At 54.3% G+C, this 24023-nt stretch carries 18 protein-coding genes and 1 tRNA gene; 9 read left to right on the top strand and 10 right to left on the bottom strand.

Annotation, left to right across the window (positions count from 1 at the left end; genetic code table 11):
* Positions 1-42: 42 nt before the first annotated feature.
* Positions 43-609 (bottom strand): elongation factor P, encoded by a 567-nt coding sequence (gene efp, locus CUN67_RS02095; protein WP_084872120.1) that lies wholly within the window; start codon positions 607-609, stop codon positions 43-45.
* A gap of 41 nt (positions 610-650) precedes the next feature.
* Here efp and epmB point away from each other — a divergent pair, with 41 nt between their 5' ends.
* Positions 651-1679, top strand: a complete 1029-nt coding sequence (epmB, locus tag CUN67_RS02090) for an EF-P beta-lysylation protein EpmB (protein ID WP_208713810.1) — start codon at positions 651-653, stop codon at positions 1677-1679.
* Between the two features lie 50 nt (positions 1680-1729).
* Here epmB and CUN67_RS02085 read toward each other — a convergent pair whose 3' ends face one another.
* From CUN67_RS02085 to CUN67_RS02070, 4 genes are all read right to left on the bottom strand, one after another.
* Positions 1730-2077 carry a DUF4156 domain-containing protein gene (locus tag CUN67_RS02085; RefSeq protein WP_013507634.1) on the bottom strand — a complete coding sequence of 116 codons (348 nt, stop codon included), beginning with the start codon at positions 2075-2077 and terminating at the stop codon, positions 1730-1732.
* Positions 2078-2271: 194 nt separating this feature from the next.
* Entirely contained in the window at positions 2272-3921 is a 1650-nt protein-coding gene (gene groL, locus CUN67_RS02080; RefSeq protein WP_208713809.1) for a chaperonin GroEL, read from the bottom strand.
* A 48-nt stretch (positions 3922-3969) separates the two neighbouring features.
* Entirely contained in the window at positions 3970-4263 is a 294-nt protein-coding gene (locus tag CUN67_RS02075) for a co-chaperone GroES (protein WP_021184220.1), read from the bottom strand.
* Between the two features lie 191 nt (positions 4264-4454).
* Positions 4455-4907: an FxsA family protein gene (locus CUN67_RS02070; RefSeq protein WP_208713808.1), complete on the bottom strand. Its 453-nt coding sequence runs from the start codon at positions 4905-4907 to the stop codon at positions 4455-4457.
* Positions 4908-5292: 385 nt separating this feature from the next.
* Here CUN67_RS02070 and aspA point away from each other — a divergent pair, with 385 nt between their 5' ends.
* The 7 genes from aspA to CUN67_RS02035 all read left to right on the top strand — a co-directional run bounded on the left by aspA (position 5293) and on the right by CUN67_RS02035 (position 11606).
* A complete protein-coding gene (gene aspA / locus CUN67_RS02065) occupies positions 5293-6729 on the top strand; it encodes an aspartate ammonia-lyase (RefSeq protein WP_084872109.1) in 1437 nt (478 codons plus the stop codon).
* A 104-nt stretch (positions 6730-6833) separates the two neighbouring features.
* Complete coding sequence (locus CUN67_RS02060) at positions 6834-8135, top strand: anaerobic C4-dicarboxylate transporter (protein ID WP_208713807.1); 1302 nt, start codon at positions 6834-6836, stop codon at positions 8133-8135.
* A 74-nt stretch (positions 8136-8209) separates the two neighbouring features.
* Positions 8210-8533, top strand: coding sequence for a divalent cation tolerance protein CutA (cutA, locus tag CUN67_RS02055; protein ID WP_208713806.1), 324 nt, complete (start codon positions 8210-8212; stop codon positions 8531-8533).
* Positions 8509-10209: a protein-disulfide reductase DsbD gene (locus tag CUN67_RS02050; RefSeq protein WP_208713805.1), complete on the top strand. Its 1701-nt coding sequence runs from the start codon at positions 8509-8511 to the stop codon at positions 10207-10209. The genes cutA and CUN67_RS02050 overlap by 25 nt, the downstream gene beginning before the upstream one ends.
* A 64-nt stretch (positions 10210-10273) precedes the next feature.
* Positions 10274-10852: a division control transcriptional repressor DicD gene (gene dicD / locus CUN67_RS02045; protein ID WP_208713804.1), complete on the top strand. Its 579-nt coding sequence runs from the start codon at positions 10274-10276 to the stop codon at positions 10850-10852.
* 108 nt (positions 10853-10960) lie between these two features.
* Positions 10961-11036: transfer RNA gene (locus CUN67_RS02040), tRNA-Phe, on the top strand.
* A gap of 393 nt (positions 11037-11429) precedes the next feature.
* A complete protein-coding gene (locus CUN67_RS02035; protein WP_208713803.1) occupies positions 11430-11606 on the top strand; it encodes a YlcI/YnfO family protein in 177 nt (58 codons plus the stop codon).
* 165 nt (positions 11607-11771) lie between these two features.
* Here CUN67_RS02035 and cydC read toward each other — a convergent pair whose 3' ends face one another.
* From cydC to CUN67_RS02015, 4 genes are read right to left on the bottom strand one after another with little or no spacing between them, the layout of a single operon-like run.
* The gene (cydC, locus tag CUN67_RS02030; protein WP_208713802.1) at positions 11772-13412 is read right to left on the bottom strand and encodes a thiol reductant ABC exporter subunit CydC; all 1641 of its coding nucleotides are present in this window, start codon (positions 13410-13412) and stop codon (positions 11772-11774) included.
* Positions 13413-13414: 2 nt separating this feature from the next.
* Positions 13415-15169, bottom strand: a complete 1755-nt coding sequence (cydD, locus tag CUN67_RS02025) for a thiol reductant ABC exporter subunit CydD (RefSeq protein WP_208713801.1) — start codon at positions 15167-15169, stop codon at positions 13415-13417.
* Positions 15170-15176: 7 nt separating this feature from the next.
* Positions 15177-16223, bottom strand: coding sequence for a cytochrome d ubiquinol oxidase subunit II (locus CUN67_RS02020; protein WP_084871970.1), 1047 nt, complete (start codon positions 16221-16223; stop codon positions 15177-15179).
* Between the two features lie 16 nt (positions 16224-16239).
* Positions 16240-17685: a cytochrome ubiquinol oxidase subunit I gene (locus tag CUN67_RS02015; RefSeq protein WP_208713800.1), complete on the bottom strand. Its 1446-nt coding sequence runs from the start codon at positions 17683-17685 to the stop codon at positions 16240-16242.
* A gap of 1113 nt (positions 17686-18798) precedes the next feature.
* Between CUN67_RS02015 and CUN67_RS02010 the strand changes: the two genes are divergently transcribed.
* A complete protein-coding gene (locus tag CUN67_RS02010) occupies positions 18799-21780 on the top strand; it encodes a hypothetical protein (RefSeq protein ID WP_208713799.1) in 2982 nt (993 codons plus the stop codon).
* 319 nt (positions 21781-22099) lie between these two features.
* Here the strand turns inward: CUN67_RS02010 and kup are convergent, their stop codons facing one another.
* The gene (gene kup / locus CUN67_RS02005) at positions 22100-23965 is read right to left on the bottom strand and encodes a low affinity potassium transporter Kup (protein ID WP_208713798.1); all 1866 of its coding nucleotides are present in this window, start codon (positions 23963-23965) and stop codon (positions 22100-22102) included.
* Positions 23966-24023: the final 58 nt, after the last annotated feature.

Genomic DNA, 24023 nt, shown 5'->3' with positions numbered 1-24023 from the left:
CTTAAAAAAAAGGCGCATCGAAGGATGCGCCTGATGTGACGATTATTTTACGCGAGAAACGTATTCGCCAGAGCGGGTGTCCACTTTAACCACTTCGCCAATCTGTACGAACAACGGCACTTTAACCACTGCGCCAGTTGCCAGAGTAGCCGGCTTGCCGCCAGTACCTGCGGTATCACCTTTCAGGCCAGGGTCGGTTTCGATAACTTCAGCTTCGATAAAGTTCGGCGGCTGAACAGCAATGGCTTTGTTGTTCCACAGGGTAACGATACAATCTGCGTTGTCCTGCAGCCACTTCTGCACATCTTCCAGTACCTTAGATTCAACCTGATACTGTTCGAAGCTTTCCGGGTGCATGAAGTAGAAGAAGTCACCGTCGTTGTATGAGTACTGCAGGGTCATATCAACAACGTCTGCGCCTTCGGCAGAGTCGGTTGATTTGAAGGTTTTCTCAACGCGAGAACCGGTCAGCAGACGACGCATTTTTACGCGTGCGAATGCCTGGCCTTTACCCGGCTTAACGAACTCACTGGATTCGATGGAATACGGCTCGCCTTCGAACATGATTTTAAGACCGGAACGAAAATCGTTGCTAAGATAAGTCGCCATAAAGGCCCTCTGTAAATATTGAACTGGTAATAGCCAAAAAAATGGCACACATTGTAACCCTAAATCCCCCCTCCAGAGAAGATTGGTTGCAGCAACTTGCTGATGTTGTCACCGATCCTGCTGAATTACTGCAACTTTTAGCTCTCGGCAGCCATGCTGAACTGGCCGAAGGCGCTGATGCACGGCGACTTTTTGCCCTGCGCGTGCCACGTGCGTTTATTCAGCGCATGAAAACAGGCGATGCCAGGGACCCGCTTCTGCTGCAAGTGTTAACCAGCCGTCAGGAATTCAATGATGCGCCAGGTTACAGCACCGACCCGCTTGATGAGCAGAGCAGCGTGGTGCCGGGTTTACTGCATAAGTATAGAAACCGCGCGCTATTGTTGGTAAAAGGCGGCTGTGCGGTTAACTGTCGCTACTGCTTCCGCCGCCATTTCCCTTATCAGGATAATCAGGGCAACAAACGTAACTGGCAGGCGGCGATTGATTATATTGCGGACCACCCAGAGCTGGATGAAATCATCTTCTCGGGTGGCGATCCCTTGATGGCAAAAGATCACGAACTGGCGTGGCTGGTTGATGCGCTGGAAAAAATCCCGCATCTGAAGCGCTTACGTATTCACAGCCGTCTGCCGGTGGTCATCCCGGCGCGCATCACCGAAAGATTGTGCCAGTTGCTGGCCAATACGCGCCTGCAGGTGCTGCTGGTGAGCCATATCAATCATGCGCAGGAAATTGATGATGAGCTGCGCTATGGCATGCAGATGCTGAAACGGGCGGGCGTGACTCTGCTGAATCAGAGTGTGCTGCTGCGTGGCATCAACGATAATGCGCGCAGCCTGGCCGATCTCAGCAATGCGCTGTTCGATGCCGGTATCCTGCCTTATTACCTGCATGTGCTGGACAAGGTGCAGGGAGCCGCACATTTCTTTGTGCCGGACGATGAAGCCCGCGCGCTGGTGCGCGAGCTGCTGACCATGGTGTCGGGTTATATGGTGCCAAAGCTGGCCCGCGAGATCGGTGGCGAACCGAGCAAAACCCCGCTGGATTTGCAGTTACGCCAGGAATAAATCCGCCAATAAAAAAAGCCGCATCAGCGGCTTTTTTTACAACGATACCCTTATGGGCACTTGTAAACCTGGCCCGTCATTTTGCTGTCGAGCGGGGCAAAAGCAGACAGCAGATTCTGCGTTGGGCTGGTTGCGCCGTAAATGGTGTTGCCACCCATTTCAGCGGCACGGTTGCGCAGGTCATTAGCGGCACCGCGCAGTGAACTGCCCTCACCGCCAGAACCGCTCAGCCAGTTACTCTGTGAACCGGTGACATTTCCCAGAAGCTGACATTGGCTGCCCGGCTGCTGATCGACGAAGGTCACGCGCTCGCCGCCAGCACTCAGTTGATTTGAGCTGCTGCAGCCCGCCAGCAGTAAGCTACCGACTGCCAGTCCGAGCAAGAGGTTAATCCGCATTGTAATCCCCATTTATTATCATCTGTATCGGGCGGCAGCGTAGCAGAAAAGCGCATATTTTTTCTGAACATTCATTGCCCTAACCCGGAAAGCCGAAGTATTGCGCCCTTACTTATACCCTTTCGCCAGCAAAAGAAAAACCCCTGACCGTTTCCGATCAGGGGTTCTCAGATAACAAAGGCTGCCAACGGCAATTACATCATGCCGCCCATACCGCCCATGCCACCCATACCACCAGCGCCGCCGCCTAAGTCAGGTGCGTCACCTTTCGGCAGGTCAGTGACCATGCACTCGGTAGTGATCATCAGACCCGCTACAGAAGCCGCGTACTGCAGAGCAGAACGGGTTACTTTGGTCGGATCCAGGATACCGAAGTCGATCATGTTGCCGTATTCTTCGGTCTGCGCGTTGTAACCGTAGTTACCGTCACCCGCTTTCACGTTGTTGGCAACAACAGACGGCTCTTCACCGGCGTTAGAAACGATCTGACGCAGCGGAGCTTCCATGGCGCGCAGCGCAACTTTGATACCGACATTCTGGTCTTCGTTCTGACCAGTCAGATCGGTCAGCTCAGCAGCAACGCGCACCAGGGCTACGCCACCACCAGCAACCACGCCTTCTTCTACCGCAGCACGGGTGGCGTGCAGGGCATCTTCAACGCGCGCTTTCTTCTCTTTCATTTCAACTTCAGTTGCGGCACCCACTTTCAGAACGGCTACGCCGCCTGCCAGTTTCGCTACGCGCTCCTGCAGTTTTTCTTTGTCGTAATCAGAAGTGGCTTCTTCGATCTGCTGACGAATCTGCGTCACGCGACCAGAGATAGCACCTTCGTCGCCCACACCATCGATGATGGTGGTGGTGTCTTTGTTGATCACGACGCGTTTTGCCTGGCCCAGATCTTCCAGTGCTGCTTTTTCCAGCTCCATACCGATCTCTTCAGAGATAACGGTACCGCCAGTCAGGATGGCGATATCCTGCAGCATAGCTTTACGACGATCGCCGAAGCCCGGTGCTTTCACCGCAGCGACTTTCACGATGCCGCGCATGGTGTTAACCACCAGCGTTGCCAGCGCTTCGCCTTCCACGTCTTCAGCGATGATCAGCAGCGGTTTGCCAGCTTTGGCAACCGCTTCCAGCACCGGCAGCATTTCGCGGATGTTAGAGATTTTCTTGTCAGCCAGCAGAATGAACGGGCTTTCCAGTTCAACAGCACCGGTTTCCGGCTTGTTGATGAAGTACGGAGACAGGTAACCACGGTCGAACTGCATACCTTCAACCACGTCCAGCTCGTCCTGCAGGCCGGTGCCTTCTTCAACGGTGATAACGCCTTCTTTACCCACTTTTTCCATCGCCTGAGCGATCAGGGTACCGACGCTTTCATCGGAGTTAGCAGAAATGGTACCCACCTGAGCAATCGCTTTGGAATCAGAGCACGGAACAGACAGCGCTTTCAGCTGCTCAACAGCCGCGATAACCGCTTTGTCGATACCACGCTTCAGGTCCATCGGGTTCATGCCAGCCGCAACAGCTTTCAGGCCTTCGTTAACGATAGCCTGTGCCAGTACGGTTGCGGTGGTGGTGCCGTCGCCTGCTGCGTCGTTCGCTTTAGAGGCAACTTCTTTCACCATCTGCGCACCCATGTTTTCGAACTTGTCTTCCAGCTCGATTTCACGTGCGACAGAAACACCATCTTTAGTGATGGTCGGTGCACCAAAAGATTTATCCAGAACCACGTTACGGCCTTTCGGGCCCAGGGTAACTTTTACTGCATCTGCCAGTACGTTCACGCCACGTAGCATTTTTACGCGTGCGTCATTACCGAATTTTACGTCTTTAGCTGCCATTTCAAATATCCCTTAAATTCGTTTCGTTCAGTGAATTACGCGTAAAAATTACGCTTCAACAATTGCCAGAATGTCGTTTTCAGAGATGATCAGGACTTCTTCGTTGTCGATTTTCTCGGTTTTTGCACCGTAACCTTCGTTGAAAATCACCACGTCGCCCACTTTGACATCCAGTGGCAGGATGTTGCCGTTTTCCAGGATACGGCCTTTACCTACCGCAACCACTTCACCGCGGGTTGATTTGCCTGCCGCAGAACCGGTCAGAACGATGCCGCCAGCCGATTTTGCTTCAACTTCTTTACGCTTGACGATCACGCGGTCGTGTAACGGACGAATTGACATGTGATAGCTCTCCTTTAGAAAGTCCAATCATTCAGTTTTAGGGTTGAACGCCGGGCTACATGGCTTCCGGCCTCGTGGTGGAAGAGATTAGGGTGACTTCGAAGCGTTTCAAGGGGGAAAATCGAAAAAATTTTCGTTTTTGTAACCTATGGCGAAAAATGCAGCAAAAAGGCGGCTTACGCCGCCTTCCGTTACTTATCTTTGTCATGACCGATTTGATTGTTCTCTTTGCGCTCATATTCACCATCAACGGTGAATCCGCTATCTGGCCCCGCTCCCGGCCCACGCCATACGCGCAAATGCGGCATCAGCTTGAGCGTCAGGTGTTTTTGTACCGGCGGCAATAGCAGCAGCAAGCCGAGAAAATCGGTGAAAAAGCCGGGCAACAGCAACAGAAAGCCGGAAATAATCAGCGAGACGCTTTTCACCATCTCAGCCGCCGGGCTTTCGTTACGCGCCAGCTTCTCCTGCATCAGCATGAAGTTTTTCACGCCCTGATTTTTGACCAGCGACACCCCGATACAAGAGGTGAAAATCACCAGCAGCATGGTGAGCAGCACACCCAGCACATGCGCGACCTTGATGAAAAGCGTGATTTCAATCCAGGCCAGAACAAAAAAAATCACTAACGGTAACCAGCGCACCGATATCTCCTGTGAGTTGGGGCTACCTCGCTTCATGCCAGGCAGCAGAATGGGATGGTCAAAGGGACCGTATAGAAAGAGATGGTCATCCGGACCGCTGTTTTCAACCGATCCTGCCGAATTTTTCCAGCCGGGTTAAAATTGTGATAAACATCACGTATCGTTATTACCGGTACGTCTGCAAAACCCCGTAAAGTGATCTGTGCACGGGCTTTTCTGGAATGACAGAATATGATCGTGCTCGCCAGACCGAAGATGGATAAAATGTCGGCGCTGGTATTCCACGACAATATAATTGCATCACCTGCACGTGACTCGCCGCCCGAATCTGATCGCCTCAGAGTACGCCCGGCAGCCACTCAGCAGCAATAATAAGAAGGTAATCATGGCGAACAACATTCGTATCGAAGAAGACCTGCTAGGCATGCGTGAAGTACCTGCCGACGCCTACTACGGTGTTCATACTCTGCGTGCGATTGAAAATTTCTATATCAGTAACAGTAAAATCAGTGACATACCCGAATTCGTTCGCGGTATGGTGATGGTAAAGAAAGCCGCCGCCCTTGCTAATAAAGAGCTGCAAACCATCCCGCGCAACATCGCCAATACCATTATTCAGGCCTGCGATGAGGTTCTGAACAATGGCAAATGCATGGACCAGTTCCCGGTTGACGTCTACCAGGGCGGTGCCGGCACCTCAGTCAACATGAACACCAACGAAGTGCTGGCCAACATCGGTCTGGAACTGATGGGACACCACAAAGGTGACTACCAGTATCTGAACCCTAACGATCACGTGAATAAGTGTCAGTCTACCAACGATGCTTACCCCACGGGTTTCCGTATTGCCGTTTACACCTCCATCCTGAAACTGATTGATGCTATCAATCAGCTGGGCGAAGGCTTCCAGCGCAAAGCGGTCGAGTTCGAAAACATCCTGAAGATGGGCCGCACCCAGTTGCAGGATGCCGTGCCGATGACTCTCGGTCAGGAGTTCCATGCCTTCAACGTGCTGCTGAATGAAGAGACGCGCAGCGTCCTGCGCACCGCGGAACTGCTGCTGGAAGTGAACCTTGGCGCGACCGCCATCGGTACACGTCTGAACACCCCTGATGGCTATCAGCAGCTGGCTGTGCAGCGTCTGGCGGAAGTCAGCAACCTGCCGGTGGTCCCGGCGGAAGATCTGATTGAAGCCACCTCAGACTGCGGCGCTTACGTCATGGTGCATTCATCGCTGAAGCGTCTGGCGGTGAAACTGTCGAAAATCTGTAACGACCTGCGCCTGCTGTCATCGGGTCCGCGCGCTGGCCTGAACGAGATCAACCTGCCTGAATTGCAGGCCGGTTCCTCCATCATGCCTGCCAAAGTGAACCCGGTGGTGCCGGAAGTGGTTAACCAGGTGTGCTTCAAAGTGATTGGCAACGACACCACGGTGACGATGGCAGCTGAAGCCGGTCAGTTGCAGCTCAACGTGATGGAGCCGGTCATCGGCCAGGCGCTGTTTGAATCTATCAGCATCCTGACCAACGCCTGCTACAACCTGCTGGAAAAATGCGTGAACGGTATCACCGCCAACAAAGCGGTGTGCGAAGCCTACGTGTTCAACTCAATCGGTATCGTGACTTACCTCAACCCGTACATCGGCCACCACAACGGTGACATCGTCGGGAAGATCTGTGCCGAAACCGGTAAAAGCGTGCGGGAAGTGGTGCTGGAACGTGGCCTGCTCACCGAAGCCGAACTGGACGATATTTTCTCCATTCAGAACCTGATGTTCCCGGCCTACAAAGCCCGACGCTACACCGACGAAAACGAACAATAATCCATTCTGGATCACGTTGTCGTAAGCACGCCCGTATAAAATGCGGGCGTGCTTTTTTTTGGCGACTACAACTAACGGATGACGCGTTTCAGGGAGTGATAAAGATGGTGATAGTGGAGTTATTGATTGTCCTGCTGGCGATCTGGCTGGGTGCCCGTCTCGGCGGTATCGGCATTGGTTTCGCTGGGGGTTTCGGCGTGCTGGTATTGACGTTGTTTTTCGGTATGAAACCCGGCGCCATCCCTTTCGATGTCATTGAAATCATCATGGCGGTGATCGCCGCGATTGCCGCTATGCAGGTGGCAGGCGGCATGGATTATCTGGTGAGTCTGGCCGAGCGCCTGCTGCGTCGCCATCCCCGCTATGTCACTCTGCTGGCACCGCTGGTGACTTATCTGATGACCTTGCTGGCGGGTACCGGGCACACCGCCTTTTCAACGTTGCCGGTGATCGCGGAAGTGGCGAAAGAACAAGGCGTGCGTCCTTCGCGCCCGCTGGCTATCGCCGTGGTGGCATCACAAATCGCCATTACCGCGTCGCCGATTTCTGCCGCCGTGGTGTTTTTTGCCTCGCTGCTGGAACCGCGCGGCGTCAGCTATCTGGCGCTGCTCGGCGTTGCGATACCTTCCACCATGGTGGCGATCTTCTGCGCCGCCATCGTGACCAATTTCCTTGGTAAGGAACTCAAAGACGATGAGATCTACCAGGCCCGGCTGGCGAAGGGGGAAGTGACATTACGCGGTGCGCAGGTGTTTGACCTCAAACCCGGTGCGAAACGTTCCGTCCTGCTATTCCTGATTGGCATTGCTGCCGTGGTGCTGTACGCCACCGCCATCAGCGACAGCGTTGGGCTGATCGCCAACCCGGTGCTGCCGCGCAACGAAGCCATCGTGGTATTTATGCTGACCATAGCGACGCTGATTTGCCTGACCTGTAAAATCGATACCGGTGAGATCCTCAGCGCCAGCACGTTCAAATCCGGCATGAGTGCCTGTATCTGCGTGATGGGCGTCGCCTGGCTGGGCGATACCTTTGTCAAAGCGCATCTCAATGCTATTCAGACCCTGGCGGGCGATATGCTGCAAAGCTACCCGTGGATGCTGGCGCTGGTACTGTTCTTTGCTGCCACCCTGCTGTATTCACAGGCCGCCACCACCAAGGCGCTGATGCCCGCCGCGCTTCTGCTGGGCGTCTCTCCCCATGCGGCCATTGCCTCATTCGCTGCGGTCTCTGCCCTGTTTGTGCTACCCACTTACCCCACCCTGCTGGCAGCCGTGGAAATGGACGACACCGGTTCCACACGCATTGGCAAGTATGTGTTCAATCACTCCTTTATCGTGCCGGGGGTACTGGCTATCGCCCTCTCGGTGCTGTTTGGCTTCCTGTTTGGCAGCCTGATCCTGTAAAGCGGTTACATCCTGTAAACCTTGTGTTTAGCAGGCCGTGTTATCATCCCCCCTTTCGCCACCGGAGCCAGCTGATGAGTATAAATTCTGCGGTCGTCGTGCTGTGTACGGCCCCGAACCAGGCCATTGCGGAACAACTGGCTGCCAGCGCGCTCGCCGCGAACCTGGCAGCCTGTGTCACGCTATTGCCAGGTGCCACCTCGTTTTATGTCTGGGAAGGCAAACTGGAGCAGGCCAGCGAAGTTCAGATGTTGCTGAAGTGCGACACCCAACATCAGCAGGCGCTGATGGATTTGCTCAAAGCGGCCCATCCTTACGATGTGCCGGAACTACTGGCGCTGCCGGTACAACATGGAGACAGTGAATACTTGTCATGGTTGCACGCATCTCTCGCCTGATCGGCATCTGCCTGGCGCTGTTTATTAGCCTGTCAGCGCAGGCATCTATTTTTTCGCCCAATAACAACAGCCGCTTTGTGCCGGTTGACCAGGCCTTCGGCTTTGATTTCAGCCAGCAAGGCAATCAACTGACGCTCAGCTGGAAAGTAAAATCCGGCTATTACCTTTATCGTCAGCAAATCCACATCACGCCGCAAAAAGCCCAGCTGGCACCGCTGGTGCTGCCGCAGGGACAACCTCATGAAGATGAGTTCTATGGCAAAAGTGAGATCTACCCGCAGGATTTGCAGCTGCCGATAACCCTTCATCAGGCCAGCGCGGGTGCCACCCTGACGGTCACTTATCAGGGCTGCGCAGCCGCTGGCTTCTGTTATCCACCTGAAACACGTTCCGTACCGCTGAACGCGGTGGCCGCCAATAACGCCGCCCCGGCAGTCAGCGCCCAACCGGGCCACCAAAGTACGCCGCTACCGTTCTCGCCGTTGTGGGCATTGCTGATCGGCATTGGCGTCGCCTTTACGCCCTGCGTACTGCCGATGTATCCGCTTATCTCCAGCATTATTCTTGGCGGGCCGCGTCGCTTCTCGCTGGGACGATTGTTTGCCCTGGCGATGGTGTATGTGCAGGGCATGGCGCTGACTTACACCCTGCTCGGGGTGGTGGTTGCGGCTGCGGGTTTACGCTTCCAGGCGGCGTTGCAGCATCCTTATGTGTTGATTGCGCTCTCGCTGCTGTTTATCGTGCTGGCGCTGTCGATGTTTGGCCTGTTTACCCTGCAATTGCCCGCCAGCCTGCAAACGCGTCTGACACTGTGGAGCAACCGCCACCAGGGTGGATCGCTGCCAGGGGTATTTATGATGGGCGCGCTGGCGGGGCTGATTTGTTCCCCCTGCACCACCGCACCGCTTAGCGCCATCCTGCTGTATATCGCGCAAAGCGGCAATCTGCTGGCCGGTGCCGGTACCTTGTGGCTGTACGCCTTCGGTATGGGTCTGCCGCTGATTGCCGTTACGCTGTTCGGCAATAAATTGCTGCCGAAAAGCGGTCCCTGGATGCAAAGCGTCAAAGAAGGTTTTGGTTTTGTCATCCTCGCGCTGCCAGTCTTCCTGCTGGAACGCGTGGTGGGTGATGTGTGGGGCATGCGTTTGTGGAGCCTGCTCGGCGTGGCGTTCTTTGCCTGGGCGTTCCGCCTGAGCCTGGGTTTACAGGGAAAATGGCGCATTGCTCAAATTGTGCTGCTGGCCGCGGCGCTGGTGTCGGTCCGTCCCATACAGGATTGGGCGTTCGGCAGCAGCAGCCAGGTACAAACTGTGGCGCACCTGCCATTCCAGCCGATTGCCAGCAGCCAGCAACTGGATAGCGCGCTCCAGCAAGCCCAGGGCCGCGTGACCATGGTCGATCTCTATGCGGACTGGTGCGTGGCCTGCAAAGAGTTTGAGAAATATACCTTTAGCGACGACAAAGTTCGCAGCGCCCTGAGTCAGGTGCAGTTGTTACAGGCTAACGTCACCGCCAATAGCGCGCAGGACAACGCCCTGTTGCAGCATTTGCAGGTGCTGGGCTTGCCCACGATTTTGTTCTTCGATGCACAAGGCAAAGAGATCCCCAACTCCCGCGTGACCGGCTTCCTGAGCGCCGATGAGTTTCGCGCGCATTTGCACAATCTGCCGCGTTAAACGACACTGGGCATGACACCGCCCGTTCGGTAACCGAACGGGCCGCATACCAGAGGAGAGTCACTTGCAACGTGAACAGATACTCGAGCATGCGTTAAATGTGCTTGAACAGAGCGGACTTGCCGCAACCACCTCCCTGCAACAACTGGCCGGAGACACCGATCTGTCACCCCAGCAGCTGGCACGCTACTGGCCGGATCGTGACGCCCTGCTGTATGACGCTTTGCGCTACCATGCGCAACAGATTGATAGCTGGCGACGCCAGATTCAGCTTAACGAACACCTGAGTGGTGCCGAAAAACTGCTGGCGCGTTATGAAGTGCTGGCGGAGCACGTCAACAAAGGGCGTTTCCCCGGTTGCCTGTTTATTGCCGCCTGTAGCTTCTATCCGCAGCCCGATCAACCGGTTCATCAGCTGGCAGAACAGCAGAAACGCGCCTCCTGGCAGTTTACCCACGAGATTCTGGTCAATCTGGAACTGGATAACCCGCCAATGGTTGCCGATCAGATGGAGTTGATTCTCGAAGGCTGCCTGAGCAAGCTGCTGGTAAAACGTAACGTGCACGATGTCGCGATGGCGCGCCGTCTGGCTGAAGACGTGCTCAGCATCGCGCTGTGCCGCAAGAATGGCGCGCTATCCTGACGATTTTGGCCGTTCTGCCTGAAAAGCAGGCAATCAATCACGTTTCCTCCGGTTTTTTCGCAAAAGCCGTTGACGATCGTAAGCCATTAGGGTTTAATGCGCCCCGTTGCCCGAATAGCTCAGTCGGTAGAGCAGGGGATTGAAAATCCCCGTGTCCCTGGTTCGATTCCGGGTTCGGGCACCAAAATTCAGAAAACCCAGCCTTATGGCTGGGTTTTTGCTTTTGAGCTCCGGCCACTTGTCAGCGAACATTCGACGGTTTTACATTAGCTAACGCTTTGTAAATAAAAAGTCGCGACTTTCAGTACCAATATCTTAGAAATTTTTATAGCATAATTCTTACATCCGTGATGTTCGCTACTCAAAAATCCGCCGGGAATTATCCTGAATCCGCGAATTGAAATAACGATGAACTCGATTACTTTCTGGAAATAGCGTATTTCATATCAGATAACTTAACCGGTTTGGGAAAAGTTCAAAACACCTGCCGATACTCTTTCTATAGAAACCGACTGATAAAAATATTGTTTTTTCTTCCATCCATTTTATAAATTTTGATAATTTCACAGGGGGTTATATGGACAAGATGACAAACTCGAAAACCCGTCGCAAACACATTCGCTTTTCGCACGCGTTGCTTGATCAGATTGAAGAAAGCATGGGAAGCGAGAACAGCCAGAACTTCTCAGCCTGGGTCGTGGATGCCTGCCGTCTTAAGGTGCGGGAAGTGCAGAAGAATCTGAAAAAGGATTAGGCTTTCTTTATTCTTTAACATTCATCCAGCTTTGCAGCAGAAAAAGGGAAGATTCAGGATGAAACATGGGTTGGATATAACGAATTCTTTGCGATCAGCAATATTTAATCTGAATTAAAGGCCTGTCCGGATAATAACTCAATCCGTAACAGGCTTTTTATTTTATTAGCCTTCGAGCACCAGTCGACTATCGGCGAGCATTAATGGTTGAATTTGATGCGTCACCAACAATGTCGTTTTACCTTTCACCAATACCTTCAGCGCATTCAGCACCATTTCCGTATTGGTGGCATCTAAACCTTCCGTCGGCTCATCCAGTAAAATAATCGGCGCATGCGACAGGAATGCACGGGCAATGGAAATTCTGCGTGCCTGCCCACCGGAAAGACGCGCCCCTAATTCCCCGACCAGCGTATCCAGCCCATGTGGGAAAGCCCGCACTTCTTCTGCCAGTGAAGCCTGGCTGAGTGCCTGCCATAACGCGTCATCATCCGCATCCGGCGCGACCAGTCGCAGGTTGTCACGAATCGAGGCATTAAACAGATAGGTTTTTTGCCCGACGACGGAAATCACCTGGCGTAAGACATCATCCGCCAGGTTGGTGACCTCATGGCCGCCAATCGCCACGCTGCCCTTATCACAACGCCAGAAACCCTGAACCAGGCTGAGAATCGTGGTTTTACCCGCCCCGCTCGGGCCGAGAATGGCAAGGCAATGCCCTTGTGGCACATGGAAACTGAGCGAGTCGAACACCGTCGGATGTTCTGGCCCATAACGCATGGTCACCGCGGAAAACGACAGGTCGAAACTGTCAGGCATCGGGCTGGTCTCGGGCAACGCAACGGCAGGTGTCAGCTCTGCCAGAGAAAAAATACGGCGGGCGGCTTCGCGCGTCACACCCAGCGCGGCAAAGGCGGTCGGCAATGCTGCCACGGCTTCCGCGCTGGCGAGCACCGCAAATAACAGCATCACGATGTCGTTACCGGCCAGACCACCTGCATGCCCACCGACCAGCAGGATAAAGGCGCAAAACATACCGATCTGCCCCGCCAGGGCTGACAGTACGCTACCTAACGCGCCGGTCCACGCCTGCTGACGCTGCGCGGCTATCAGCTTATGCGAAAGCTGCGACAGATGCCGGGCCTGGCGGCTGACGGCACCCGCAATCTGTAACTCACCCAGACCGCGGATAAGATCGGTCGAGGCGACCTGGATCGATGCACGTAAACCCGCAACGGCGTGGCCACTGCTCCGGGTACGCGCCACCACGGCGAGGGGAACAATCACCCCGGCGAGCAACAACATCACGGCATCAATGGCCGCGACACCAGGAGAAAACCAGAACAGAACGCACAGAATCACCACCGATGAGATCAGCCCGGCAAGGGCGGGGGCGAAGATTCTGAGATAAAAGTTGTCGAGGCTATCAATATCCGCCCGCAGTCGAGCCAGTACATCACCGTCACGGAATGCCAGCAACCGCGCCGGAGCCAGAGGCTCAAGATGCTGATAGAACCAGACACGCAAAACCGACAACAACCGTAATGTCGCATCGTGCGTGACCAGGCGCTCAAGATAGCGTGCGAAGGTGCGCAGCACCGCTAAACCACGAATGGCCGCAGCAGGCGCGAAGAACTCCAGCGTCATCGCGCCCATCCCCGCCAGCGCCATCGACGTGATAAACCAGCCAGACAATGCCAGCAGCGTCACGTTAGACAGAATGACGATCACGGACAAACCAATGCCGAGCGCCATGCGAAATCGCCAGGGACGCGCCAGCTGCAATAACTGTCGAAGATCATTCATGTTTATGCTCCCTTCTGTAGCCGTTCGAGCTCGGCGAACACGCCACCACTCTGCAACAGCTCCCCGGGTTTGCCCGACTCGATCACCCTGCCGTTTGCCAGCACCAATACCCGGTCTGCCATCGCCGCCATTTCGGTGTCATGGGTAATCACTAAGCGTGCCGCATCCGGCAGAGCCTCAGCCAGCGCGGTCATCATCTGCCGTGCGGTTTTGCCGTCCAGCGCCGCCGTCGGTTCATCAAGAATCAGCAGCGGTGGCGCAGTCAGCACCGCGCGCGCCATCGCCACGCGCTGGATTTGCCCGCCAGATAACCCCTGGCCGCCATCCCCCACCTGGGAGGCATAACCGTTCGGTAGCGCCTCAATGAAGCTGGCGGCCTGAGCCAGTTTTGCTGCGGCATGCAATGCTTCGTTTCCGGCGTCAGGACGCGCCAGACAAATGTTGTCCGCTATCGATCCGGCAAACAACGTTGGGCGTTGCGGCAGCCAGCCAATGTGCTTTTGCCACTCAGGCAGATCCAGCGCGGCCAAATCATGCCCATCAACCAGAATCCGTCCTGAAGCCGGTGTGATAAATCTCAGTAACAGCCTGGCGAGCGTGGTCTTGCCTGCGCCGCTGGTGCCGACGATAGCCAGCGTCTCACCCCGGCGCAGCGTAAAGGAAATGTCTTCAATACCGCCGCCTTCCGGGTGGCGATATCCCACGCCTTCCAGCTGAATTTCCTGCGGCACGGCACAAGGCAGCGGCTTGCTGTCTGGCTGTGCCGGTGGCTCAGTATGCAGAATCGCCAGCAAGCCTTCGGTGGCGCCAATGGCATCCATACGCGCGTGGTAATGCGCACCCAAATCGCGCAGCGGACGAAAGAATTCCGGCGCGAGCAGCAGGGCAAACAGGCCCGGCAGGAAGGCCATTTCACCGTAATACAGGCGGAAGCCGACATACACCGCCACCATGGCGGTGCTGATGGTGGCAAAGAACTCCAGCACCAGCGAAGAAAGAAAGGCAACACGCAGAACTTTCATCGTCGTATGACGATAGTTTTCGGAGATCGCGGCAATGATCGCCGCCTGTCTGCGGGCCGCATTGGACTGACGCAGGGTCGTCAGGCCGGAAATAACATCAAAGAAATGCGCACTCATCAGGCTGAGCTTATGCCATTGCCTGAGGCTCATTTTCTCTGCGCCCTTACCGACCAGAATCATAAATAGCGGTACCAGCGGAGCCGTGATCAACATGATCAGCCCGGATACCCAATCAAACGGGAACAACGCGGCCAGAATCGCCAGCGGTACGATACCGATAATGATTTTTTGTGGCAGGAAAGCGGAAAAATAGGTTTCGATCGCTTCAACACCCTCGCCCAACGAGCTGGCGATGCTGCCAGTACGTTGCTGCTGGCTCCATGCCGGGCCGAGTGCTGAGATGCGTTCCAGTAAGGTTGCGCGCAACGTCTGACGGATGCGTGCAGCGGTTTCAAACGCGAAACCCTGGCGCAGCAAATCCAGGCCTGCGCGCAGAATCATCACGGCGGGTAACAACCAAAGCGCCGGGAACAGGTCGGCCAATCCTTTACCGCCGATAACGACCTTGTCGATCAACCATGCCAGCAACCAGCACTGGGCAATCATCATGATGGCATTCAGCGTTGCCATGGTGACAGACAGGGAAAAGAGCGCACCTGCCTGGCGACGCTGGCTGGAGAGCCAGCGTTCCGCCAGACGAGCGGCCGCTCCACTAAGGGGAGGACGAGCCGACATGATTTATTTAGTGTCCGTAGCCAACCAGTTTGGAGATACGTCCCCGGAACACCCAAATCTGATACCAGTTATACATCAGCATCACGGGTACAAACCCACCCATTGTCAGAGTAAAGGTGATCAGGGAAACCTGCGGGCTGGCACCGGCCCAGATGGTCCAGGTACCCGGTACTAACCATGGGAACATGCTAATCAGCATGCCAAAGCCCAGAATCAGCGCAGCACCGTTGAACCACATAATCGCGGCAACATCTTTGTCCTTGAGCGTGTCACGACGTACCTGCTCGATGCAGTACAACGCAATCAGGCCAAACAGTCCCCAGACCCAGAAATGCGGTCCAAACCATTTCGCACGCGCCCAGTCAAAAATCGCAGCGCTCCACACCCAGGTGATGACCACCGCAGCAATCGCTAACCAGAAGATGGTCGCGGTCCAGCGAGCGGCATCCTGGCGGATAGGCTCAGACTTTTCAAAACGCGCACGCACAAAGAGGACGCCGGAAAAGGTCATGGCGACACAGGAGGCGATACCGGTCCAGATGGAGAAAGCCGAAATAAAGTTAAACGCCCCGCCTGCATAATGCGGCACGCCATGCGCCGGGGTATCCAGTGCAAAGCCCTGCAACACCGCACCCACACACATCCCACCGAAGAAAGTGACCGCCAGGCTGGCGATACCAAACACGTGGTCAGAAAAACGCTGCCAGAACGGTGAAGCCAGATGGCGGAACTCCAGCGCAACGGCACGGGACATAATGCCCCACAGCACCAGGGCCATCGGCACCATCAGATAGCTGAAAGCCGAGCCGTAAACAAACGGGAAGGTACCGAACATAATGCCACCGGCGACGATCAGCCAGGTTTCGTTGGCGTCCCAGGTACCGGCCATCGCGGCCATGATGGCACCACGTTCATCATGATCTTTAACGAAGAGCGAGAAGATCCCCGCCCCAAGGTCTGCGCCATCAAGCGCAATGTACAGCAGCACGCTGATGCCAAACGCCAACCACCAGGCGATGGTCAGGAACTGCTGAGTATGAGTAAGCATATCCATGGGTGTCTTCTCCGTATCAGACCGGGCGAACGTATTCAGGATGGTCAGCGTGACCACCGTCTGGCGGCAGGTCGAGATGGCCGAGGTGATCGTGTCCTTCACCCGGCAGCTTGCTGGTTAAGTCAGGTCCGATACGAACCACCTTCGCCATAAACCAGATCGTACCGGCGATAACCGCCGACTCGAAGATGGCAAAGCCGACAAACCAGAAGATAGCCAGACCCAGCGTCATGGCACTCATACCGTCCTCGGTCCGCATCAGACCGTTGACAATCCACGGCTGACGACCGATTTCACGCGTCCACCAACCGGCGATCACCGCGATATAAGGCAGCACCACCATCGCCACGGCGATAAACAGGAACACGGTGTTACGTGGAGCCAGTTCGACCGTCATACGGCGACGGCACATCAGCCAGATTCCCCACAGACTCACCAGCAGGATGGCACCACCCGCGGCGCTCATGGCGCGGAAGGCATAGAACGGCAGCACCACAGGCGGCTGTTCATCTTTCGGGAAGCTGTTCAGGCCGCGCACCGGACCGTTCCAGGTTTTGGTTTCAATCAGGCTCAGCGCATGAGGGATATCAATCGACCATGCCAGTCCGGTCCCTTCAGCATTTGGCCAACCAAGGACATGCCAGGCGCTGTTGACGTTACCCTGTGCATCGTAGGTGTCGTAATGCCCTTCCATCGCGGCAAGCGCAGCAGGTTTATGCTCCAGCGTTTCCTCGCCCAGCATATCGCCCATCCAGATCTGGGTGGCAGCGACGATGGCCAGCAAAACCAGTGAATACTTCAACGGCCGCAGGAACAGGTCAACATTACGACGCTTCAGCACGAACCAGGCACAGGTCGCGACCACGAAGGTGAGCGACAGCTCAAAGCTGGCGAGCAACATATGAGGGAAAGCGGTACGGGCATTCGGATTGAACAGCGCAGCCATCCAGTCCGTCACATGGAAGATGCCATCCGTGTATTCAACCCCGGTGGGCGTCTGCATCCAGGAGTTAGCCACCAGAATCCACATCGCTGACAGCGTTGAAGAAACGGCGACGTTGAAGGTGGCGAACAGATGCATGCCACGGCTAATCTTGCCCCAGCCAAAAATCATCAATCCAATGAAGCCCGCTTCATACATAAAGGCGGTGATGGTCTCATACCCCAGAACCTGGCCGAAAAAGGGTCCGGCAGCCTGGGAAAAACGACCATAAAGGATACCAAAAGCCATTTCCATCGTGACACCGGTGGCCACACCGGCACCAAAGTTAACGATGAACAGCTTTTCGAAAAAACGACACAACCGATACCACTTCTCGTCATTTTTTCTGACCCACATCAGTTCAGAAATGAACAGAAGTGCAGCCAGACCAATGGTCAGCGGTGGATAAATGATATGTATTGAAGAGATTAGCGCAAAGTCGATGCGCGTAATCAGCGATGTGAGATCATTACTTAACATGACTATCTTCTTTTCTATTAAGTGACCGTATTAGCCAGCGACAACCGGGCGCCCTTCCTCTTACCTGGCAGGTGAAATGATAAGAGTCGGGACAGGGAGAGTAGAAACAGGTGCCGCACCATCGTATGCCTCACGTCGGTGACTTACCGCTAGCACATTCCCCTGACAGAAACGACTGAAACAGGATAATGCTCGAAAGCATAGTCGTGACTTTGTAGCCTGGTGATAAACCATGCTGACGAAGACGCATTTGCTGACGAAGCTTATTAACTAAGCGCTAACAGTACCCGACAATAAGAAAATTACTGTAACTGCTGAAATTGACTTATTAGAGATGTACCCAGGTTTCGAGACGCATATATTGTCATAAAAGCTCAATATAGGTTCTGTGTAGTCCGAATGAGGGCCAGTATATTCCTCCCCACCCGGATATTGTCAAGAAAAATGTGGGTAATCCATATTTTTGTTGCCTGCCACATTATATTCATTCACAAGAAAGAAAAATGGCCGCAATCAATCAACGAACTGTAACCAAAAGAAAATCAATCGTGAAAACTGATGCTTACATATCGCCTGATTATAACAAACCATTAAACAAAAAATTGATTTAAATCAATTTACTAGCACGATACCACCACATCAGGAATCCCGCAAGACAGACCAATGGAGAGAGAAATAACAATCAATTTGGCTTTAAAAAAATAATAATTCCCACCATCAACAATAACGTCGCAGCCAATATAAAAACATGAAATTCACAAAATAAGCGACATTTGGATTATCACATAATCTACATCAACAACCTTTCAATCCATTATTAACAACAAATATAACTTCCTGGTAACATTGCCATGTTATTGTCAGCCTCAACGCCATCCGACGCGATAGCACTGAAATGCAAAATTCAGCAAATTGTGCCGCTACAAATCGTGCGTGATGGGAAGGCTGCCGCATGGCGGCCATTTTACTTTCACGCTACCCGCCATCACATTTCCTGCCAGGTCTGCACAGCTTCATTTAAATATCAGGGAAAAATCCTTTTTCGTTGATTATCAAATCATTGGTTATCAGGCATCTATAAACCTCACTCGCCATTCAGCAAAAGCGATCTCCATGTCGGATAACAACATTTTTGTGCCTTACTCCAGTAGCGAAGCGATCCGGTTTTCCCATGCAGCTCCTGCTCCCCCCACCCTGCCCCTGAACTCGGTCTCTGCCTGCTGGCAGCTCCCGGTTTCTCTGCAACCGCAGGTCACCTTCAATCACCCGCTGCGCCAGGCGGTGAAACCCCGTATCCATCGGCCTGAGGTTGCAAGCAGAATGCTTATCCCCGATCAGCGGCCACATGCCGCCAGGCACCCGAAAATCGTGGCGATGAGGCACAGGTTAACGAAGACGCTGGAAAATGCGGGAAATGCCAAAAAAGTGCTGGCGACCATTCATGGCAGGATCACCCACCAGCCTGAGTCCCTCACCCCGGCTGAAACCCTGCTTTATCGCGCGGCCCATGAAACGGGGGTGATGCCAGCACTGATGACGCTCCCTGGCGCGGATGGCAGGCCACAAACCACACCACAAAAAAAGAGCTATAACAGCCTGTCATCTGCCGGTGAGATTGCCAGAATCACCAGTCGCCGACAGCATAATGAATCTGACAGTCATTATGTATTACGGTTGATGGAAAACCCGGATCTACTGCAACGTGATATCAGCATTCTTTCGGGGGTGACAGACCAGGATCTGCGCTATCGGCCGGAATACAAAACCCTGTCAAAAGAGGGAAAGGAGGCACAGGAAGCGACGCCAAAGGGAGAAGACGAATCAGGACCCGCTTACGTCCGGCGCATCTATCCGCTGTACCCTGACCTGTGTGAAGATGATTTTTGCGTGCTGGCCTGGATGGATATCCGGCGGTTGCGTAAGTTGTGGATGTTCAAAAGTTTCACCAAAGCAGCAACCCAGGCTATGCGCCTTACCCCTCAACTTGAGGATGAATCTGCGCTGGACTACGCCCGACGTCTGCACCTCCTTGATCCCGGACTCACTCCCCATGAACTGAGCGCCATCGCCAGGATGGATGAGAGTGATTTAAGGCAAAGAGCAGAATTCAAAACGCTGTCGGAAGTAGGTCAGAGAATCTTCGAGACCCAATCCCGTCGCGATGATGAATCCCCCCTGCAATGTGCCATACGGCTGTTTCGGGATCACGAAGACCTGACCCTTGGTGATATAAGCTACATCTCCGGGATGAGTGAACCGAATCTGCGGCAAAGGCCGGAATTTAAGCCACTGACGACGGAGGTTGAAATGGCGACGCAAGCCACGCGTCGCCAGGATGGAGAAGGCAACCATGCCTATGCGGTGCGCCTGTTTACCGATCATCCCCACCTGACACCCGCAGAAATTTGCGTAGGGGTGGGCGTGAGCGAACAAAATCTGCGGCAGTGGCCTGAATTTATCCCGCTGACCGATGCCGCTAAAGCAGCACGTCAGGCAACACCGCAACGGGATCATGAGACGCCAATGGATTGGGCTGTGCGGCTGCATGAAGATCATCCGGCGTTGGTCATCCCTGAGCTAAGCAGCATCACTAAGGCGTCGGTATCGTCCCTGCGTAAAAGACCGGAGTTCAGGGATATCATTGAGTTAAATAAGAAAAACATGCGCCGGAAACAGACAATAACCTTCCCGCGGGTGCCTCAACCTCGTCCCGCGAAACCCCACGCTGCCAGCCGCCGTTTGCTGGAGTCCAATATCAAGCTACAGGACTTAAAACGCTTCTCCTGGCCCGTTTTGACGACGATTTTTCAGCACACCTGGCAACCGGAAGAGGCCGCTGAAGACTATGCCGTACGTTTACAGGAACTGATTCCCAATATTCCGCAACGGGCAGTTGGCCGACTGACTAAACTCAGTTTGCAGGCATTGAGGAAAATACCTGCGTTTCAGACGCTGTCAGACCTTGGAAAAAAAATTCATGCCAGCACCCCACGAGAAGCGGATGAATCAGCAGAAGATTACGCCCGCCGACTGCTGGGACTGCGGCCTAAACCCTCCTACCGGGATATCAGCTTGCTGACGGGAGAAGACGAACGCAGGCTGCGCTATCGGCCGGAATATCAGACGCTGTCAAAGGCAGGTGCCAGGATAAAGAAAATGACGCCACGTAAGCTAATGGAAACCATTCATGAATACGCCAGGCGTCTGCATCATCTGTACCCCAAACTGCCGATAAGCGATATCAGCGTACTGGCCTGGTTAGATATACGCACCTTGCATGAGATGGGCATCAAAGTTGCGGGGCACGTCCGGGACGAGGATAATTTCCTTATCCCTGCGCCCGTGGCTGCCTCACCGGTGCCTTCGCTGCTGGATTTCACCAATCTGACCCCGGTTCCCACGCCATTTCCCTTCGGAACACTGGCGCCTGCTGATATCAACCGGCTGATCACCCCCCTTCCCTCCCATATCTCTTCACCGATTGATTTGAACAGCGTGAAAACCCCACAGCCTGCCACCTTTCATTTCAACATGGTTGCTGTCCCCCCGGCCTCCGGCTGGGTGCCTTCGGTTCAGCAGATCCAGGAGATGGGCCATTTCCTGTTAAGGCAGTCGGGAAGTTTCAATAATCAGCTCGCGGATGATGCCCTCAATATGTTGCTGGCTTCCGGGATAATGCCTGCTGGCATCGTGCTGGTCGTTAATGAGTTCCGCGCCGATGGCAGCTTCAATCCCCAGGAAATACGCGCCAGCGCCGAACCTCAGTTAAACGAAATCTATTTAAACCTGGTTCTGCAACGGGATACCCACCTGCCGGGCGCCTCCACCGGCAGTGATGCCTCGGCACATTACTGGCCCGTTGGCCTGGATGGCAGGACCATAGATACCCGCTATGATGGCAACTGCCTGTACGAAAGCATCAGCATCGGCCTCGAACTACTGGGCTTCGTTGGGTTTACTGCCGGAGTGTTACGCAATGCCGTCGCTGATGAATTTATACAGCACTCCGCAAAATGGTTGCAGTGGGTGGATATGGCGACGCTTTATCAGGAATGGCAGCAGGCGAGAGCCAGCGTTAAAGCGACGCCGTATTAAGTTCCGGCCACCGATCGCGACAACGCTGGTTAATTCAGCATGCCGAAACTAATTCTGGTTAAAGAGAATAAATATAAGTGCCTCAGCCGCATAGATCATACAGGCCAGTACAATTTTCGCCCACAAATTACGGTGGGAGAAATGCTTCAAAATCACACAGATAATAACAAAAAGTATTTGCAGTAATTCGCGCAAATGTAAGAAGTGAGTGATAACCATAGCGTCCCCGACAACTAACCAAAGGTTGTAAAACTATACCTTTGGTTAGATTGTTCAGCATGGATATCTGCTTTAGATTTAAGAACCGTCTAGGTTCAGCTTAAAACTCCTTTTGCCCACCCAGCTCAATCACCCTGTTGGGCGGAATCATAAATTGCTCATGCGCGCGTAAGGCATTGCGTTGGAAGAAGTGGAAAATCGCCCCTTTCGCCCGCGCCAGGCCGTTTCGTTTCTTCATCACCAGCGTATCGTGTGAGGTAAAAAACGATGCTTCCTGCAAGGTACAGCCGAATCCCTCCAGGCCACACAGATGCAGGATTTCCTGCATCGACGGCACTTCATGCCATCCATAGGCGGCCGTCACCTGCCAGAACGAGGGCGAAAGCTGCTGGATGCTGATGCGTTTCTGATTATGTACCCTTGGCGTATCGATGGTCCGGATGTGCAAAAGAACCGTCCGCGCATGCAGCACGCGGTTATGTTTAAGGTTGTGCAGCAACGCCTGGGGAATTTCATATTCCTTACGTGACAGGAAAACAGCGGTACCTTCCACCCGTTTCGGCGGGTTGGCTTCCAGCGAACTGATCATCGCTTTCAATCCTACCGGGTCATCAGTCAGACGGCGGATCAACAGTGAGCGTTCACTACTCCAGATCAGCATCAGGACCAGCATCGTCATCGCCAGTAACACCGGCACCCAGCCGCCCGACAGCAATTTCATCAGATTGGCACTGAACAGCGGAACATCAATGATCAGCATACAAACGAGGAACACCAGCGCCACCGCCCGCGGCCAGCGCCAGTTTTTAAAGGCAACCACACTGGCAAGACAAGCTGTCAGCACCATGGTACCGGTGACGACGATACCGTATGCCGATGACAGCGCTGAAGATTGACGGAAAGAGATAATAATTACCGTCACTGCCGCGAACAGCAGCCAGTTAGCAACCGGGATATAAATCTGCCCGGATTCTGTTGATGAGGTATAGACGATGCGCACCGGTGGCAGGAATCCCTGCCGGATGGCCTGATGCGTCAGGGTATAGACACCGGAAATCACCGATTGCGCGGCAATCACCGTCGATAAGGTCGCCAGCACAATCAGTGGGATCTGCGCCCAGTCGGGAGCCAGCAGGTAAAAGGGATTTCGCACAGCGTCGGCGTCGGCCAGTACCAGTGCCCCCTGACCAAAGTAGTTCAGCACCAGCGCTGGCATCGCAATAACCAGCCATGCCAGGCGAATCGGTGTTTTTCCCAGATGGCCCATATCCGCATACAAGGCTTCGGCCCCGGTCACCGCCAGCACCACCATGCCCAGCGCGGCGAAGGAAAGTGCCTTATGGCTATTGAGGAATTCGAGAGCAAAAAGTGGATTCAGTGCCTGCAACACGCCAGGGTTCATCATGATGCCGCGTACCCCCAGCACCGCAAGGGTCAGAAACCACACCAGCATCACCGGGCCAAATACCAGGCTCACCCGCTCGGTGCCGTGTTTCTGAATGATAAACAGCAAGGTCAGGATGATCACTGAAAGCGGAACAATCAGGTGGTCCAGCGCAGGGGCCACTACCTCAATCCCTTCAATCGCCGACATGACCGAAATGGCAGGCGTAATCACGCCATCACCATAAAAGAATGCACTGCCGATCAATCCCGCCAGCACAATAAAGTACCCGGCACGTCCGGTGACATGCTGCCGTGCCAGTGACATCAGCGTCAGGATCCCACCTTCGCCGTCATGATCGGCGCGCATCACAAAGCAAACGTATTTCACGGTGACGATCAACGTCAGCGCCCAAAAGATCAGGGAAAGAAAACCCATTACTGCCGTTTGCGTCGTCCCCCCATCGGGCAAAATGGACAGGCATTCCCGCAAGGTATAAAGCGGGCTGGTGCCGATATCACCAAACACAATGCCTGCTGCCGCCAGCATGCCTGCCGGAAGAGACTGCTTTGTTGAAGCCATAAGGAATGCATCCTTTCAGAGAGTTGTCACAGATACCTGATAGCCAGCCTGCCACCGA

This window comes from Pantoea cypripedii (genome assembly GCF_011395035.1).
GTDB classification, from domain to species: domain Bacteria; phylum Pseudomonadota; class Gammaproteobacteria; order Enterobacterales; family Enterobacteriaceae; genus Pantoea; species Pantoea cypripedii_A.
The sequence above is the reverse complement of the archived record's forward strand: the minus strand, read 5'-3'. Positions and strand labels throughout refer to the sequence as shown.

Excerpts from the sequence above, each read along its gene's own strand:
- CUN67_RS02050 (WP_208713805.1), top strand. The coding sequence starts at position 8,509 with ATGGTTGCACGCATCTCTCGCCTGATCGGCATCTGCCTGGCGCTGTTT.
- CUN67_RS02035 (WP_208713803.1), top strand. The coding sequence starts at position 11,430 with ATGGACAAGATGACAAACTCGAAAACCCGTCGCAAACACATTCGCTTT.
- cutA (WP_208713806.1), top strand. The coding sequence starts at position 8,210 with ATGAGTATAAATTCTGCGGTCGTCGTGCTGTGTACGGCCCCGAACCAG.
- CUN67_RS02085 (WP_013507634.1), bottom strand. The coding sequence starts at position 2,077 with ATGCGGATTAACCTCTTGCTCGGACTGGCAGTCGGTAGCTTACTGCTG.
- cydC (WP_208713802.1), bottom strand. The coding sequence starts at position 13,412 with ATGAATGATCTTCGACAGTTATTGCAGCTGGCGCGTCCCTGGCGATTT.
- cydD (WP_208713801.1), bottom strand. The coding sequence starts at position 15,169 with ATGTCGGCTCGTCCTCCCCTTAGTGGAGCGGCCGCTCGTCTGGCGGAA.
- CUN67_RS02010 (WP_208713799.1), top strand. The coding sequence starts at position 18,799 with ATGTCGGATAACAACATTTTTGTGCCTTACTCCAGTAGCGAAGCGATC.
- CUN67_RS02075 (WP_021184220.1), bottom strand. The coding sequence starts at position 4,263 with ATGTCAATTCGTCCGTTACACGACCGCGTGATCGTCAAGCGTAAAGAA.
- kup (WP_208713798.1), bottom strand. The coding sequence starts at position 23,965 with ATGGCTTCAACAAAGCAGTCTCTTCCGGCAGGCATGCTGGCGGCAGCA.
- CUN67_RS02015 (WP_208713800.1), bottom strand. The coding sequence starts at position 17,685 with ATGTTAAGTAATGATCTCACATCGCTGATTACGCGCATCGACTTTGCG.
- CUN67_RS02060 (WP_208713807.1), top strand. The coding sequence starts at position 6,834 with ATGGTGATAGTGGAGTTATTGATTGTCCTGCTGGCGATCTGGCTGGGT.
- efp (WP_084872120.1), bottom strand. The coding sequence starts at position 609 with ATGGCGACTTATCTTAGCAACGATTTTCGTTCCGGTCTTAAAATCATG.
- aspA (WP_084872109.1), top strand. The coding sequence starts at position 5,293 with ATGGCGAACAACATTCGTATCGAAGAAGACCTGCTAGGCATGCGTGAA.
- epmB (WP_208713810.1), top strand. The coding sequence starts at position 651 with ATGGCACACATTGTAACCCTAAATCCCCCCTCCAGAGAAGATTGGTTG.
- groL (WP_208713809.1), bottom strand. The coding sequence starts at position 3,921 with ATGGCAGCTAAAGACGTAAAATTCGGTAATGACGCACGCGTAAAAATG.
- CUN67_RS02020 (WP_084871970.1), bottom strand. The coding sequence starts at position 16,223 with ATGGATATGCTTACTCATACTCAGCAGTTCCTGACCATCGCCTGGTGG.